14 protein-coding genes are annotated in these 15,913 nt (G+C 54.5%); 11 read left to right on the top strand and 3 right to left on the bottom strand.

Annotation, left to right across the window (positions count from 1 at the left end):
- Window positions 1-80: 80 nt before the first annotated feature.
- Complete coding sequence (locus ABD827_RS09590) at window positions 81-458, bottom strand: c-type cytochrome (protein ID WP_425567983.1); 378 nt, start codon at window positions 456-458, stop codon at window positions 81-83.
- Between the two features lie 291 nt (window positions 459-749).
- Between ABD827_RS09590 and ABD827_RS09585 the strand changes: the two genes are divergently transcribed.
- Together ABD827_RS09585 and ABD827_RS09580 are read left to right on the top strand one after the other, a co-directional pair.
- Window positions 750-1,286, top strand: a complete 537-nt coding sequence (locus ABD827_RS09585; protein ID WP_344964471.1) for a MarR family winged helix-turn-helix transcriptional regulator — start codon at window positions 750-752, stop codon at window positions 1,284-1,286.
- A 184-nt stretch (window positions 1,287-1,470) separates the two neighbouring features.
- Entirely contained in the window at window positions 1,471-2,091 is a 621-nt protein-coding gene (locus tag ABD827_RS09580) for a glutathione S-transferase family protein (RefSeq protein WP_344964469.1), read from the top strand.
- A gap of 18 nt (window positions 2,092-2,109) precedes the next feature.
- On the opposite strand, the gene ABD827_RS09575 is transcribed toward ABD827_RS09580, so the two are convergent.
- The gene (locus tag ABD827_RS09575; protein WP_344964467.1) at window positions 2,110-3,018 is read right to left on the bottom strand and encodes a DMT family transporter; all 909 of its coding nucleotides are present in this window, start codon (window positions 3,016-3,018) and stop codon (window positions 2,110-2,112) included.
- 125 nt (window positions 3,019-3,143) lie between these two features.
- Between ABD827_RS09575 and sbcD the strand changes: the two genes are divergently transcribed.
- Window positions 3,144-4,355, top strand: coding sequence for an exonuclease subunit SbcD (gene sbcD, locus ABD827_RS09570; protein WP_344964465.1), 1,212 nt, complete (start codon window positions 3,144-3,146; stop codon window positions 4,353-4,355).
- Window positions 4,352-7,750 carry an exonuclease subunit SbcC gene (gene sbcC / locus ABD827_RS09565; protein ID WP_344964463.1) on the top strand — a complete coding sequence of 1,133 codons (3,399 nt, stop codon included), beginning with the start codon at window positions 4,352-4,354 and terminating at the stop codon, window positions 7,748-7,750. The genes sbcD and sbcC overlap by 4 nt, the downstream gene beginning before the upstream one ends.
- Window positions 7,751-7,880: 130 nt before the next feature.
- On the opposite strand, the gene ABD827_RS09560 is transcribed toward sbcC, so the two are convergent.
- Window positions 7,881-9,344, bottom strand: coding sequence for a DUF3360 family protein (locus ABD827_RS09560; protein ID WP_344964461.1), 1,464 nt, complete (start codon window positions 9,342-9,344; stop codon window positions 7,881-7,883).
- A 269-nt stretch (window positions 9,345-9,613) separates the two neighbouring features.
- Between ABD827_RS09560 and ABD827_RS09555 the strand changes: the two genes are divergently transcribed.
- The 7 genes from ABD827_RS09555 to ABD827_RS09525 all read left to right on the top strand — a co-directional run bounded on the left by ABD827_RS09555 (window position 9,614) and on the right by ABD827_RS09525 (window position 15,912).
- The gene (locus ABD827_RS09555) at window positions 9,614-10,297 is read left to right on the top strand and encodes a glutathione S-transferase family protein (protein WP_344964459.1); all 684 of its coding nucleotides are present in this window, start codon (window positions 9,614-9,616) and stop codon (window positions 10,295-10,297) included.
- A 76-nt stretch (window positions 10,298-10,373) separates the two neighbouring features.
- Window positions 10,374-11,657, top strand: coding sequence for a mechanosensitive ion channel family protein (locus ABD827_RS09550; protein WP_425567982.1), 1,284 nt, complete (start codon window positions 10,374-10,376; stop codon window positions 11,655-11,657).
- A gap of 491 nt (window positions 11,658-12,148) precedes the next feature.
- Window positions 12,149-12,976 carry a hypothetical protein gene (locus ABD827_RS09545; RefSeq protein WP_344964455.1) on the top strand — a complete coding sequence of 276 codons (828 nt, stop codon included), beginning with the start codon at window positions 12,149-12,151 and terminating at the stop codon, window positions 12,974-12,976.
- 44 nt (window positions 12,977-13,020) lie between these two features.
- Window positions 13,021-13,344: a hypothetical protein gene (locus ABD827_RS09540; RefSeq protein ID WP_344964453.1), complete on the top strand. Its 324-nt coding sequence runs from the start codon at window positions 13,021-13,023 to the stop codon at window positions 13,342-13,344.
- Window position 13,345: 1 nt separating this feature from the next.
- A complete protein-coding gene (locus ABD827_RS09535) occupies window positions 13,346-14,020 on the top strand; it encodes a C39 family peptidase (RefSeq protein WP_344964451.1) in 675 nt (224 codons plus the stop codon).
- 32 nt (window positions 14,021-14,052) lie between these two features.
- Window positions 14,053-14,508: a hypothetical protein gene (locus ABD827_RS09530; RefSeq protein WP_344964450.1), complete on the top strand. Its 456-nt coding sequence runs from the start codon at window positions 14,053-14,055 to the stop codon at window positions 14,506-14,508.
- A 165-nt stretch (window positions 14,509-14,673) separates the two neighbouring features.
- Window positions 14,674-15,912: a VpsR-related response regulator gene (locus tag ABD827_RS09525; RefSeq protein WP_344964449.1), complete on the top strand. Its 1,239-nt coding sequence runs from the start codon at window positions 14,674-14,676 to the stop codon at window positions 15,910-15,912.
- Window position 15,913: the final 1 nt, after the last annotated feature.

The following is a 15,913-nucleotide window of genomic DNA, read 5'->3' as shown; positions in this document are numbered from 1 at the left end:
ACTGCTTTTTATTGCAGGCAACAAAAAAGCCGCATTTCTGCGGCTTTTGTATCAATGATGCCTTCAAGGCGTCGTTTTACTCAGATGGCGTCGAGCATGTAATCAACGGCGTTGGCAATCTCTTCATCCGAGCAGGCACCGCAGGCACCGCGAGGCGGCATGGCATTGAAGCCATTCAGCGCGTGGTTCAGCAGAGTGTCACGGCCCTTGGCGACACGAGGTTCCCAGGCGGCGGCATCACCCTTGATGGGCGCGCCGGCGGCGCCGGTGGAGTGACAGGCAGAGCAGGCGGCGGTGAATACGGCATCACCACTGCGCGGCCCGGCGGCTTCATCGCTGCTACCGGCGGCGGCGGTATCGACAATGCCTTCCAGATCGGCGGCAGTGTAGACGCTGCCTACCGGCTTGGTGCGCTCGGCAACCGCTTCGGGCGACATATCATTGGCGGCGTAGGCCATACCACTCAAAGAGGCAGCGGCAACGCCGGCAAGCAACAGGTTTCTTAACAGGCTCACCTTTTTATTCTCCCAGTTGGCTTATTTATTTCCATTGAATTTCATTAAACCCGTCGAGTATACCCCAAGTGTGGCGGTCATTAAACGATCTGGTGAAACCCGGAACGGCCTGAAAAACCACGTTTGAGTCGACCCGGTATGCATGACGGCCGCGCAGCGACGGAATTCTTTATGTTATTATCAATATCTCTTGATATGAAAATGGCTGCGAGCATAACGGAGCATCCGATACCAATGAATGATAATCACACGCAGAATACCCCTTCCGGCACCGGCGATCAGGTGATGGATCAAATCGACCGCATCGTTACCCTCTGGAACCGGGTTCGCCCCGATCTGGACTTTGACAGTACCGAGGTCATCGGCCGTATCGTACGGCTCGAATATTTCATTACCCGCCGTGTGTTGCAGGATTTGGCGCATTACGGACTGAATGTGGGTGAATTCGATGTATTGGCAGCATTGCGTCGTCATCCGCCTTCTTTCCAGTTGTCCCCCAACCAGTTACAGACCATGGTGCTGATTTCGTCCGGTGCCCTGACCAACCGCATCAATCGCCTGGAAAGCCGGGGGCTGGTCAGTCGGGCCCAGGCGGATCACGACCGGCGCGGTGTCATTGTCACGCTGACCGAAGAAGGGTTCAGGGTGGTAGAAGAAGCGGTCGGGCATCACCTGGCCGCCGAGGCCGAGCTGGCCGGTACCTTGTCGAATGATGAGCAGCAACAGTTTGCCGTTCTGTTAAAGAAAATGCTGCTGGCGGTGGAAGACTGAGGCCTGCTTCAACTTTCTGGTCATTTACCGGAAGATTTGACGGCATGACGTCGCGAATTTCCGTTTTCCTGCTGATACTCAATCAAGATGAAGCCGGAGGCTCGGGCCGGCTTCATACTAGGTCAACAGACCCTATGAATTCAGACAGGCCGAGCGGCCTAATGGCCATCAAGGAGGTTATTGAATGAAGTTATATTACAGGCCTGGCGCTTGTTCACTCGCCCCTCATATCGTGTTGTCCTGGCTGGACCTCCCCTATGAGCTGGAACGGGCGGATACCCGGGATCCGGCGTTCCTCAAGATTAACTATCTGGCCGCGGTGCCGGTGCTGTTTACCGAAGAAATGGGGGCTCTGTACCAGAACAGCGCCATTCTGCGTTATTTGTCGCGTTTGCCACAGGGCGAGCATCTGGGACCGGGTACCGATCCGGTGCTGCTATATCAGTGCGATTACTGGCTGAGCTTTTTCAACACCGACGTATATCGCGCTTTTGTGCCCTACTTTGCCCCCGGTAAATACACCACAGATACCAGTGACGCCGCCCTGAATGCCATCAAGGCGGCGGTACCGGCCCAGGCGGCGCCCTTGCTGCAGCGAATGGATAACCACCTGGCCAGCCGAACCTGGTATATGGACGAACACCTCAGCATTGTAGACGCCTGCGCCTTTGCCTTTACCTACTGGGCCGTACGGGTGATGCCCGACGGACTCAATGCTTATCCGCATGTGGCACGACATTTTCAGGACATGAAAGAGGACCCGGCGGTGCGCCAGGTACTCGATAAGGAAGGACTCCCGCTTTAAGTTCTCTGGTCGACGTCGTTAATGACGCGCCACAATCAGCAAGGTACCTATTACCGTTGCCAGCGCGCCCAGCCAGGCTCCATTGGCCGGGCGGCGCTTCATGATCAGCCACAGCAACGGCAGCACCAGCACCGGACTCACCGAACTCAGCATGGCCACCATGCCCACCTCGCCATGGCGCAAGGCCAGCAAAATCAGGGTCATACCCACCCCCATCGCCAGAAAGGCGTTCAGCGCCACCATGCCGAAAATTGGCCAGTTGATGCGCTGCAACGGCCTGGCAACCGACAAGCCACACCACAGCAGTGCCAGATGCGCGAGAAAGGCGATACTCATGCGTACCGCCGAAGCCGCCACCGGATCGAGTGGATCCTGGGTGCTCATCATTACCGGCTTCACCATCAGCGTGGCCACCGACTGACATAAGGCCGCCAGCAGGCCGAGGGCAATGCCCGGCCATGGGCTGCCATTGTCCTGCTCCCAGGCGTGGGTTTCATTGCTGCGCCTGCCCATGAAAATGGCGGTCATCACCCCACCTACCAGCAACAGGCAACCCACCAGCGTCAGACCGGTGATGGTTTCACCAAACACCAGGTAGGCCAGTACGGCAGAAAACAGTGCATGGGTGGCAAACAGTACCCCCGCCCGGCGGGGGCCGAGTCGGTTCATGGCGGCAAAAAGGGCGGTATCGCCGATAAAAATACCGATCAGGCCGGACAGCGCCATGATGCTCAGGCTGTGACCGTTCAGGCTGCTCCAACCCCCGGTCAGCAAGGCCACCGACCACAACATCAGACTGACGCAGAACATGCGCCAGCGAGAAAAGGCAAAGGCGCCCAGATGGCGGGCGGCATTGGCCGACAGCAAACTGGCCGTGGCCCAGCAGGCCGCCGCCGCCAGGGCGAGGTAATCATAAGAAAAAGACATGAATGAGTACAAATCAGCGGGAAAAGCCCAGTCTAGCAACTTTTACCCAACCGCCAAGGGAGATTTGCCAGCCATCGGCTTAGCGGGTCTAATAGCGGTCACCGCCGTCAATCACAAGAGTCATTATGCGCCTACTGCACACCTCCGACTGGCACCTTGGCCAGCATTTTATGGGTAAAACCCGCCTCGATGAACACCAGGCCTTTTTGCGCTGGCTGATTGAGCAGGTAAAGGAACATGAAGTGGCGGCGGTGGTGGTGGCGGGGGATGTGTTCGATACCGGCACCCCGCCCAGCTATGCCCGTGAGCTGTACAACGGCTTTATTGTCGAACTGCAGCACACCGGTGCCCAGCTGGTGATTCTGGGTGGCAATCACGATTCGGTGGCCATGCTGAACGAGTCTCGCACCTTGTTGGGCTGCCTGAACGTGCAGGTGATTCCCGGCATGCTGGACGACGTTGAGCATCAGGTACTGACCTTGTTGGAGCGGGATGGCCGGCCTGGTGCCGTGCTGTGTGCCGTGCCCTTCATTCGGGCCCGCGAGGTGATGGCCAGCGAGGCCGGGCAGAGTGCCGCCGACAAGCAGCAGGCCCTGCAACAGGCCATTGCCGACCATTACCGGCAATTGTTTGAGCTGGCGCAACAGCAGGCCGGGCTGGCGGAGCCGCCATTGCCGATTGTGGCCACCGGCCACCTCACCACTGTGGGCGCCAGCAGCAGCGACTCGGTACGGGAAATCTACATCGGCACCCTGGACGCCTTTCCCGCCAGCGCCTTTCCGCCGGTCGACTACCTTGCCCTGGGGCATATTCACCGGCCACAGAAGGTGGGCGGCCACGAGCACATTCGCTATTGCGGCTCGCCCATACCGCTCAGCTTCGATGAAGTGGGGCAACAGAAAGAAGTCTTGCTGGTCGAGATGAATGACGAGGGACTGCAGGCGGTGACCCCGCTGCCGGTGCCGGTATTTCAACCTCTGGCCAGGGTCAGCGGCAATCTGGAGCAACTGGCGGAGGCGATGCAGCAGCTCGCCGCCGACCATGAGGTATCGGTCTGGCTGGAAGTGACGGTAAGTGAAGATGATTACCTGAGCGACCTGCAACCGCGGGTGGAGCAGCTGGCGGAAGGACTGCCGCTGGAGATATTGCTGGTGCGCCGGCAGCGCACCCAGCGCCGTGACGGCCTGACCGCCGAGCAGGGGGTGACCCTGAGCGAGCTGACGCCGCTGGAGGTGTTCGAGCGGCGGCTGGCACCGGAGCCAATAGAGGATGAGCGGCAGCAGGCATTGAGCAGCCTGTACCGTGAGCTGTTGCTGCAGATGGAGGAACCCGCATGAAGATCCTCAGTCTGCGCCTGAAGAACCTGAACTCCCTGAAAGGGGAGTGGAAAATCGACTTCACCCGGTCGCCGTTCAGTGATAGCGGCCTGTTTGCCATCACCGGGCCTACCGGTGCCGGCAAGACTACCCTGCTCGATGCCATCTGTCTGGCGCTTTATCACCAGACGCCGCGCATGAAGAACATTTCCGCCGGTGGCAACGAGCTGATGACCCGTCATACCGCCGACTGCCTGGCGGAGGTGGAATTCGAGATCAAAGGGGAAGGTTATCGCGCTTTCTGGAGCCAGCGGCGCTCCCGGGACAAGCTGGACGGCAAGCTGCAGAATCCCAAGGTGGAGCTGGCCCGGCTCGATGGCACCATCATCACCAACAAAATCAACGACAAGCTGAATCTGACCGAACAACTGAGTGGGCTGGATTTTGGCCGTTTTACCAAATCCATGCTGCTGGCCCAGGGTGGCTTTGCCGCCTTTCTGCACGCCAATGCCAACGAGCGGGCCGAACTGCTCGAAGAGCTGACCGGCACCGATATCTATGCCCAGATCTCCAGGCGGGTGTTCGAGCAGACCCGCGAGCAGCAAAACACTCTGGCGCAGCGAGAGGCCAGGGCTGAAGGCATGGCGTTGCTGACTGAAGAAGAGCGACGGCAAATCAGCGAAGAACAAACCGGGCTCGGGCAGGAGCTGAAGGCGCGGCAGGGCGAGTTAAAGCTGGCCCGTACGGCACTGCAGCACCGGCAGGAGTGGGACCGATGCGAACAGCAACTGGTCAGCGCTCGGCAGGAGCGGCAACAGGCGGACATGGCGCTGGAGCAGGCCGCCCCCGAGCAGGCCCGGCTGAACGCGGCGGGGCCGGCGGCCCGTCTGCATCCCCTCTGGCTGCAAGCTCAACAGGGACTCAAGCGTAAGCAGAGCCTGGTGGGGGAGCTGGCGTCTCAGCAGACAAGGCTGACGGCGCTGGAGGATGAGCGTAATGATACTTGCTGGCAGGGACTGGCGTTCAGCCGTCAGTATCAGGGTGAGCTGGCGCGGCAACAGACAGAGCTGGAGGCCGCTCAGCAACAGCTGGAACAGGCCATGGCCAATAACCCGGCCGGTGCCCGGCTGGGAGAGCTGCTGGCGGGCTGGCGCGGAAGCATTGGGCAACTGGCCGACACGCAGCACCGGCTGGGAAACCTGCAAGCCAAACGGCAAGACAGCCAACGGCAGCGGCAACAGGCCGAAGCACGGTTGCAACAGCTCGCCCGGGAGCAGAAAGACGCTGCAGAGGCATTGGTACAGGCACAGCAGCGTCATCAGGCTCGGCAGCAGGCCCAAACGCAACTGCTGGATGGTGAAGAAGAAGCCGCGTTCCACAGCCGGCTGCAGAGCCTGTATCGCCAGCAGCCGTTGTGGTCGGCGCTGGAGCAGGGAGCGGAATTACTGCAGCAACTGCAGACTGAACAGCAATCGTTGACCGAAGAGCTGACGGAGCTCACGCCTCGCTGGCAGCAGGGCGAGCTGCAGCTCAAGCAGTTTCGCCAGCAATACGCCCAGCTCAAGGAGCTGATCCGCGACAAGGAAAGGCTGCTGGCGCAGGAGCAACGCATTCGGGATCTGGAGCAGCACCGGGTCCGGCTGCAGCCGGGAGAAGCCTGTCCCCTGTGCGGCAGTGAGTCACATCCGGCCATCGAGGCCTACCAGGCGCTGGATGACAGCACCGCCAACGAGCTGGCAGAGAAGCGACAACAGCGTGAGGAGCTGGAGCAGCAGGGTCAGGAGCTGGGTCACCGGCAGCTGGCGCAGAAGCTGAAACTGGAGCAGGGTGAGCAGCGTCTGATCGAGTTGAGCCAACAGCATCAGGAGTTGACGGCTCGGCATCGGCAGCAGCTGACGGAACTGGCCATGACTGCTGTGGACTGGCCCGAACAACTGGCACAACGTCGGCAGCAATTACAGCAGCAGGAACAACTGGCAGAGCGGCTTGATGCCGCAAAACAGGCGCTGGCCCGGGCCGAGCTGGACCAGCGGAATGTTCGCCAGCAGGTGAATGATCTCGCACACCGGCAGCAGTTGCTGGAGCAACAGGATCAGAGCCTGATGCAGCAGCTGCAGCAACTTGAGGATGAACTGCAGAAATGTCGGCAACAGAGTGCCGATGCGCAACAGCGGCTTGCCGCCGAGCTGGCCGCTCACGGTTGGGAGGCGCCTGCCGACTGGTCCGGCTGGCTGCAGCAAACCGAGCGGCAATGGCAAGACTGGCAGCGTCAGCAACAGCACTGGCAGCAACTGGCGGAACAACGGCAGCGGCGGGCGGCGGATCAGCGACAAGCCGACATACTGGTGCAGCAGTGGCAACGACGCTGGCAGGCGCTGGGACTGGCGGAACGGGAAGCCGTTACCACGGTCGAGCCACAGGAGGCGGTCGCCAAGCTGGAAGCCCGGCTGCCGACGTTGGAGGCCGGGTGTCATCAAGAGAGCTCGACACTGGCGTTACTGCAACATCAGCTGGCGGAGCAGGAAGCCGAGCTCGGCGAACGACAGCGTCAATGGCTGCAGGCGTTGGCGCAAAGCGACTTTGCCGACGAAGCGGCCTTTATGGCGGCGCTGCTGAGTGATGCAGAGCGGGAGCGACTGGAAACGCAGATCGCACAGCTGCGGCAGCGGTTCGAACGGGCCGGCACCCTGCTGGAGCGGGCAGAGTTGGAATGGCAAGGGTTGGGCGACCCCCGGCCCGACGCCCTGGCCGTGCTGTCCAGCCGGGTTACCGAGCTGCAGCAGGCAGAGGGCGACTTGCTGCAACGTTTGGGCGGACTCGGAGAGCGGCTGGACCGGGATCGACAGCAAAGGGAGCAGCAGCGGGCGCTGTTTGCCGATATAGCGGCACAACGGCAGCAACTGCAGCTTTGGGAACAGCTTAACAGCCTGATCGGCTCGGCGGACGGCGCCAAGTATCGCCGTTTCGCCCAGGGCTTGACCCTGGATCATCTGGTGCAGCTGGCCAATCAGCGGCTGGTGCGACTGCACGGTCGCTACCGGCTGGGGCGCAAGACGGGGGGGGAGCTCGAGCTGTCGGTGATCGACACCTGGCAGGCCGACGTGGCGCGCGATACCCAGACCCTGTCCGGCGGCGAGAGCTTTCTGGTCAGTCTGGCGCTGGCGTTGGCGCTATCGGATCTGGTCAGCAGCAAGACCCGCATCGACTCGCTGTTTCTGGACGAGGGCTTCGGCACCCTGGATGCCGAGACGCTGGAGGTGGCGCTGGATGCGCTGGATGCGCTCAATGCCAGTGGCAAGATGATCGGGATCATCAGTCATATCGAGGCGCTGAAGGAACGGGTGCCGGTGCAGATCAAGCTGAGCAAGAGCCAGGGCCTGGGGCTGAGCCGGCTAGCACCGGAGTTTGCGGTGTAAGTGGCTGTGAAGGGTCGGTAAGAAGTGAGGTGGGAGGAGTGAGGAGAGTAAAGCCCCTCATCCTTCACCAGGTTAGCCAACAAAAAAGCCGGAGCATGGCTCCGGCTTTTTATCGACGGTGGTATCACCATCAATCGGCGGTGATCAGCGCCGGAATCCCCGGCAGCATACCTACCGCGGCCATGATGCCCAGCAGAATGACGAAGGTGATACCGGGGATGACCCAGCGATCGGTGCGGCGCAGTGTCTTGCCGCGTTCCTTGTCACCAATCAGGCCCAGGTTGTCGAGCAGCATGGTCATGGACCAGCCGAACACCGGGTTAACGAAGGCGGAAGCGAACACCACGATACCGGCAGACTGGCTGCTGGTGGTGTTGCGGGTCATCTGCATGCCGGCTTCCAGCAGCGGCATGAATACACCCACAATCAGTGCCACGCGCAGTACCGGTGCCCATACCGCCAGATCCATCGGGTAACCCCAGAGAGCGGCGATGATACACATGATACCGGTCAGCACGGCACCGGCCGGAATGGGGCGCTTGGCGATGGCGGCGGGAATCATGTAAGTACCCCACGAAGACGCCAGATTACCCCCACCGAGCACGCTACCGACGGCCTGACGAACCGAGGCGATACCCATGGTGTCATCCACGTTCATCAGTACCTTGGTGGCCTTTTTCGGGTAGTTCAGTTCCTGAAACACCCGGTGACCCATGAAATCGGGTGACCACATGGCGACAGCCAGTACGGCGAAGGGAGCCACGCTGATGAAGTGATGAAACTCGGGCCAACCCATCTGCCAGCCGGTATTTTCACCCCACCAGTAAGAAGGGCTCAGGTGCGGCATGCCGGGTTCGGTCACAAACTCGAACGGCGCACCCAGGGCGATGGCAATGATAAAGGCGATGCCGGAGCCGAGTGGAATGGACAGCCAGCGCATTTCCAGTCGGGCCAGCAGCGCATACATGATAATGGTGCTGAGGATGACCACAAACGCCACATAGCCCATATCGATACCATTGGCCCAGGCGGTGAGTGCCTTGATCTGGCTGAGAAGCCCCACGGCACCGAGATAAATCAGCAGGCCACCACGCACCCCGTCACTGGTCAGTGCCATCAGCTTACTGCCGCCTTTGGTAATACTGAGCAGCAAACCGAACAGCCCGACCAGGAGCCCCAGCGCCAGCGGGTGACCACCGGAGGCAACGATCAGCGGGATAAGCGGAATCATGGGGCCGTGTGTGCCGGCCAGGTTGGCGGTCGGGTTGATAAATCCGGAAAACAGAATGACGAACAAAATGGCGGCAATCAGCATTTCGAAGCGGACGTTTTCCACCACGAAGGCATCGGACAGCCCCAGAGGGCCGGCGAAGGCGGCCACCACGGCGGCGACCATCACGATTTTACCGATGGTGGCGGCGAGGGCCGGCACCAGATCTTCCAGCTCGAAGCTGTAGTCTTTAAACGGCAGGTTGATACGCCAGCGTTTGGGCGCCATGATCGTTAGTTCGTGCTCCAGATAGGCGGCACGGCTGTCAAAGTCGCGACGCGGCTTGCGCTGGTCGCGATAACTCGGGTTGTTGGGTTGTGACACGGGCGTCTCCTTGATGGTAACCATCTCAATGGTGTCATTGCGGGGTTCATCATATGACTTGTTATCACTTTGTTATATTCGACATAAGTCTTAATATCCCGTGCCGGATGAGAGTGGTCAGAAGCATGACGCCGTGTGATTCATCGCGGGTAGTCGCTATGCCAGACCGGTCAAGAATGCGGAAAAGCCAGCCGACATCCCCTGTGTTATCGTTTTGCTCATTCGTTCTGCGGCTCTGCGAGAGTGAGTTATTTCAAGGGAGACATGACGTGATACAGCTGCATCATCTGAACAATTCCCGTTCTCAGCGCATCCTCTGGATGCTGGAAGAGCTGGACCTGGACTACGAGATCAAGCATTACCAGCGCGACGCCGACTCGCAGCTGGCGCCCGACAGCCTGCGGCGGGTGCATCCGCTCGGCAAGGCGCCGGTACTGACCGACGGCGACATTACCCTGGCCGAGTCCGGCGCCATTATCGATTATCTGGCGCAGACCTATGGCCGTCAGACCCTGTTACCGGCCATGAATACCCCCGACTGGTGGGATTATGTGTACTGGCTGCACTACGCGGAAGGATCCTTGATGCCGCCGCTGCTGATGCGTCATGTGTTCGACAAGGTGCAGCAGGCGCCGGTGCCGTTTTTTGTTCGGCCCATCGTCAATAAAATTGTGGCGGGAGTGGACAAGGCGTTTCTGCACAAGCAAATAAAAACCCACCTGAACTTTGTGGCCGATCACCTGGCCTGTCATGACTGGTTTGCCGGTGATGCTTTCGGTGCGGCCGATATTCAGATGAGCTTTCCGCTGGAAGCCGCCATGCACCGGAGCGAACTGGCCGACAGCTATCCCCGACTACGGGCTTATGTCTCTGCCTTGCAGGCCCGGCCTGCCTACCTGAAGGCGCTCGAGGCGGGTGGGCCCTATCTTTACGGGCCCAAAGCGGAGGTTTGATAGTGCTGCTATTAGCCTTTAGCATGTCGGCCTGACTGTTAGTGAACGGGAAACCAGGATGGATGAGGTAAAGGATCTGAAGGGGCTGATCATGCCCTGGCTTAAAGCCTATATTCCAGAATACTCGGCGCTGGCCTATACCGCGGCCGTGCTGTTGTTGATTGGTATTATATCGGTAGCGATTCATTTCATTCTGCATCGGGTTGTACTGACCTGGGTGGGCAGCCGGGCCAGAATTGCCCGCCAGGTTTGGCGGCAGGCGTTTTTTGAGCGCAAGCTGTTCAACCGGCTGGCGCTGACCCTGCAGGGGATCATCATTTATATTCAGGCCGGACTCTGGCTGAGCAGCAGTTCGGTACTTTTACCGGTTATTCAGACGATGACCAACCTGTGGATTCTGCTCTATGGTCTGCTGTCGTTGTTTTCGTTGCTCGATGCACTGCTGGACATATTCAAGCAGAAACCGGCCATGCGGAACTTTCCGTTTCGGGGAATTTTTCAGAGCGTGAAGCTGATCGCCAGTATCTTTATCGGCCTGCTGATCATCTCCACTCTGATCGGCAAGTCACCGCTGATCCTGCTCAGTGGGCTGGGCGCCATGACGGCGGTACTGATGCTGGTGTTCAAGGACCCGATTCTGGGCCTGGTGGCCGGTATTCAGCTGTCGGCCAACGACATGCTGTCGGTGGGTGACTGGCTGGAGATGTCCAAATATGGCGCCGATGGCGCCGTGATCGACATTGGGCTGACCACGGTCAAGGTGCAAAACTGGGACAACACCATTACCACCATTCCTACCTATGCGTTGATCTCCGACTCGTTCAAGAACTGGCGTGGCATGAGTGAGTCGGGCGGACGGCGTATCAAGCGCAGCCTGCTTGTAGACAGCAGCAGTGTGCGTTTTCTGGATGAAGAAGATGTACGCCGTCTGCAACGCGCGCATTTGCTGGCGCCTTATCTGGAGCAGAAGATACAGGAAGTCAGTCGCTATAACAGCGAGCAGCAACTGGATCTGTCGTCACAGGTCAATGGCCGGCGGCTGACCAACCTGGGTACCTTTCGTGCCTACCTTGATGTGTTTCTGAAACATCACCCCGACATCCATCAGCAGATGACGCTGATGGTGCGCCAGCTCGCACCAACGGCTAACGGCATACCGATGGAAATCTACGCCTTTACCAACACCACCAGCTGGGTTAAATACGAGGGTATTCAAAGTGATATCTTCGATCATGTCTTTGCGGTGTTGCAGGAGTTTGGCTTGCGGGTACATCAGGCACCCAGCGGATACGACATGCGATCCCTGGGGCGTGAACCAGCAGTAGAAGCCGAGCAGAAAGGTATTCGCCAAGCAGGATGACGCTGAGTAACAAACAACAAAGGGCCAATTGGCCCTTTTTTTATGTCATCCTGAGTATAAAAAAGATAAAGTATTTCGCCTTTCTTTATTTAAAATTAGTCATAAAATTCGATAACTTACGCTAGCCGTATAAGGTTCGATTGATTCCTTATGATGTAACGTAAGTACCCTGAAAGTTGAAAAAGTTATATTTATCAATATTTTAATTTTGTCCTTTTAATGTCTCTATAGTTAAATAGTTTCCTATGAATCCACCCCTCTAAGTTTTGGTGTTGCGTCTTAAATTTGAGACATGATATTCATTATTTTTGTTTTTTAAATGAGATATATATCAAAGTGGTTTGTCATAATTTATTTTTGATACATCTCATCTGTTTGCCTCGGCTAATATTTAACTCAGGGTTAAGACGAAACCCTGAACCCGCCTAGGATTTATGATATGGATGGCGGAATAATTAAATGCACAAAGATGAAAGAAGAGGGAATTTATTATGTCTATGCAAAAGAAAACATTGGCGGTATTGGTGGCTCTGTCGGTAGGTGCTTCGTTTGGTGCAGCGGCAGAAGGCTATGGTAACCCTGGTTATGGTCACGATTACAAAAAACCTGGTTATGGTCACGATTACAAAAAAGGCGGTGACAAGCATTATGACGACGGCAGTCACAATTATAACGGGGCTGGTAACCAGGCAAACGATGATAGTGTTGTCATAGATTATGACAAGTATGTCTGGAAGTATGATCTGGACTATACAACCTTTTATAAAATAAACAAAGAGTACAAGATAAACAAGCAATACAATACTACTTACCAAATGGGTTATACCGGTGATACCAAGTCCAAATCTTATGTATCTGCCTATGCCGACGCTTATAATGACAATTATGCACATGCTAAACAGAAAAGTGCCAACCTTGGCGCGGGCTTGGGCTTGGGCTTAGGTTTGGGTGTTGGTGTCGGTTTTGGTAATGGTGAAGGCGGTGATGGTGGCAACGGACTGGGACTGAGCTGGTTGGGCCTGAGCTTTGGTCATGGCTCTAATGATGGCGATGGTTTGGGTGTTGGCCAAGGTGCCGGTGCTGGTGCTGGTGCCGGCTCAGGCCTCGGTTTGGCTGGTTTGATGCCCGACCAGGATTTGGATCAGACAGCTACGGCTAATGCCAATGTGGCTGTTTACTCTGTTTCTCAAATCAGGTCTGGTAATAACACCGTGGGTAACGCTGCAGCAACCCATGGTATTAATACTCAGCAAGCCATCTCTGGGCAAAGTGCCATGGGGCAACAGAGTGTTAACGTAAATGCTAGCATGCAGTTCTAACCTTTTATGCCAGCCTTCGGGCTGGCTTATTTCCAGGAGGGAATATGAAAAGGGTAATATTGTTATCGGCTTTTATTAGTGTTTCTGTCTTTGCCGGTCAAGACTTGGATATGCTACCAGTTGCCGACAATGCGCTGCTGGATGATAGCAGAGGTATGGCTAATCTGGTTGATCAAGATAATATAACGGGGCAGGGAGGACTCATCGCAGGGAATGATATGTCTGGGGCTATTGTGCTGACAGGCGCTAACAATGTATCAGCCGGAGCCTTGTCTGGTTCCAATGGTATTATTATGATCAACCTGTCTTCAGGTAATAATAACATTACCAATATGAGTACATCCATTAACATAATGTCGGCTAAATGATATGAAAAAATCATTGTTACTTTTATTGTTCTTTCCAGTGGTAAGTTTTGCATTAAACTTGCCAGGAGCTGGAGGGGGACACCTTAGGGTACCAGTCAAGAGTTTTGGTGAAATCAAGTTTGGTGAGGTTGTTAAGCAGAAATATGATTTTAGTTGTGGCTCTGCAGCCTTGGCCTCTTTGCTTACTCATCATTATAATATGCCGTACACTGAGGCTGCTATTTTCGAGGAGATGTTCAAATTTGGAGATGAAGAAAAAATAGAAACAAAAGGTTTTTCCATGCTGGATATGAAAAATTTTCTAGCCAGACGAGGAGTGAAGGCTGACGGGTATAGATTGAAAAGAGATGATATAGCAAACTTGGGGATACCCTCTATAGCTTTGGTTAATTACAATGGGTATAACCACTTTGTAGTGGTTAAAGGTATGAAGGATAGTAAGGTGCTTGTCGGTGATCCTGCTATGGGATTACATATAATGGAAGGAAAGGACTTCGATAAAAGCAGTAATGGTATCTTTCTTTTTATCAGAGATAAGACTGAAATTGCAAAGGCCAGCTTTAATCAAAGAGAAGATTGGGAGCATTCGGCACCTAATGCACCGTCGAGAATGGCATTGATACAGAGGCTACCTCATTTAACAGATTTGATGTTGCCGTCTGAGTATGATTACTGAAACTTGTTCTATAATGAGAGTGAGGTAGTGTTATGAAATGGCTGATAGTCACAGTGCTCATTTTTCCTGCTATAGCCTTTTCGAAAAGTTATGACGTCTCTCTTGATAATGCGCCAGTCTTATCGGAAAGCGTGTTGGAGCAGCAACGGGGTGGTTTTTTCTTACCTGGTGCAAATTTTTCAATAGGACTAAAGATGGAGGCTTTGGTTAATGGTGAACATGTTTTTTTTAGCAATATGTTCAATATGGACAGAAATAGCCCTCTTCCTCCCGTGATAAGCAATATCTCTGGTGCCGAGGGTTTGAAGATCACACCTTTGCTCGGAAATGGTAAATTGGGTTACATAGTGGAAAACGCAGGTAATTCTATCAGAACTGATGTTAATTTACGTATAGATGTCGTCACGCCTGTAAATATCAATACATATAGAGAAAGTCAGAGAATATCAAGCCGAGTTCGTGATGCCGTAAGGCAGGCAGGGTATTGACGTTAAAACATCATGTAAAAACGACGAGAAGATTATACTACTCGTCGTTTTTATTTTTTCATATTTTTCATATGCTTATGGTTATTCATTGTTGTCTTTGTTGTCGATGCTCGATTCTGTTCTACAGTTATAAGCATCATTGGATGATGAAGGTGGCGGTGCAAGATGACCTCAGAAAGGGAGATCTTGGTTCTTCAGTATTCTTCTGGCTTAAGAGTGTTAGGTAATCAGTACTCTGACTGGTCCTTGATAAGATATAAAAATTTGGAAGCAGCAGGTTTGTATCTTGATAACACAGAAGCACCAATCGGAATTATTGACTGCAATGGTGCAGAGAAACCGGATTGTAAGCTTGAATGCTGGTTGGATAGTTATAAGGGAGTATCCTGGATAGCTGTACTTTCAAAACGTCAGCTTTTAAAGAAAGAATGGCAGCTCTTTGTGGCTGCTCACTGTTATGACTACCACACTACTCCCATATCTGAAGAGAAATTATTCATTACTATCGGGCGAGCGTATGGAATGACAAAGCTTAAAAGTAAATTAAGTCTGTCATTTCAACGAGGAGAGATTATAGGGCGCCATGATAGCTTTCAACATGTGTTACAAGAAATACATGGTTGTGCAAGTGGTAATATAACACTTGCCGGCGAAGAGGCAACGGGGAAGCGATTGCTTGCTGAAAGATGGGCGCAGTTGAAAGGGTTAAAATTTGTAGAGCTGGATAAAATCCTTGTCGAATGCAATGATTATATATCAATGTTTGATAACCTTGCATCAATGTTTGAATGGGGTCATGTGTGTCTGTATATCAGTCATGTCGAAGAGTTGCCACAACCCCTTCAATTTAAAGTCTTCAGCTTTTTAAAAAATGAGGCGAGTAGTAGCGAGGTTATTTTCGGTTGTGAGTTGAGTTATGATGAAGTAACCGACGCTGAGTTATTTGTTTCCGATTTTCACCTGCTGTTAAAGAATAAATGGATAAATATACCACCATTAAGAAGTAGAGGGCATGACAAGGTTTTATTGGCAAAACATTATCTTTATAAGTTAAGTAGGCAACAGGGAAAGAGAATTTTAGGTTTTTCCAGTGATGCTGAAATGGCTATAATTGACTATGATTGGCTTGGGAATGTTACTGAGTTGATAAATAAAGTGGCTGCCGGAGTGTCTTGTTGTGAGGAAGATTATCTAAACTCGGAAATGATGGGCTTGAAAAATAGTGTTTCTCCTGAAGAATATAGTAATTTGAGCCTGAAGCAGGCAAGGGAGGAAGCGGAATCACTGGCTATAAAGAGGGTGCTTAATCTGGTGTCGGGTAGACCAGGAAGAGCTGCGGAGCTGCTCTGTATTTCCAGAGCATCGTTGCATCGATTGATAGCAAGATATGGAATCAGGAGATAAA

Source organism: Oceanisphaera sediminis (genome assembly GCF_039539745.1).
GTDB classification, from domain to species: domain Bacteria; phylum Pseudomonadota; class Gammaproteobacteria; order Enterobacterales; family Aeromonadaceae; genus Oceanimonas; species Oceanimonas sediminis.
The sequence above is the reverse complement of the archived record's forward strand: the minus strand, read 5'-3'. Positions and strand labels throughout refer to the sequence as shown.

Coding starts and splice junctions, on each gene's coding strand:
- sbcC (WP_344964463.1), top strand. CDS start 4,352: ATGAAGATCCTCAGTCTGCGCCTGAAGAACCTGAACTCCCTGAAAGGG.
- ABD827_RS09530 (WP_344964450.1), top strand. CDS start 14,053: ATGAAATGGCTGATAGTCACAGTGCTCATTTTTCCTGCTATAGCCTTT.
- ABD827_RS09575 (WP_344964467.1), bottom strand. CDS start 3,018: ATGTCTTTTTCTTATGATTACCTCGCCCTGGCGGCGGCGGCCTGCTGG.
- sbcD (WP_344964465.1), top strand. CDS start 3,144: ATGCGCCTACTGCACACCTCCGACTGGCACCTTGGCCAGCATTTTATG.
- ABD827_RS09590 (WP_425567983.1), bottom strand. CDS start 458: ATGGCCTACGCCGCCAATGATATGTCGCCCGAAGCGGTTGCCGAGCGC.
- ABD827_RS09545 (WP_344964455.1), top strand. CDS start 12,149: ATGTCTATGCAAAAGAAAACATTGGCGGTATTGGTGGCTCTGTCGGTA.
- ABD827_RS09525 (WP_344964449.1), top strand. CDS start 14,674: ATGACCTCAGAAAGGGAGATCTTGGTTCTTCAGTATTCTTCTGGCTTA.
- ABD827_RS09540 (WP_344964453.1), top strand. CDS start 13,021: ATGAAAAGGGTAATATTGTTATCGGCTTTTATTAGTGTTTCTGTCTTT.
- ABD827_RS09585 (WP_344964471.1), top strand. CDS start 750: ATGAATGATAATCACACGCAGAATACCCCTTCCGGCACCGGCGATCAG.
- ABD827_RS09535 (WP_344964451.1), top strand. CDS start 13,346: ATGAAAAAATCATTGTTACTTTTATTGTTCTTTCCAGTGGTAAGTTTT.
- ABD827_RS09580 (WP_344964469.1), top strand. CDS start 1,471: ATGAAGTTATATTACAGGCCTGGCGCTTGTTCACTCGCCCCTCATATC.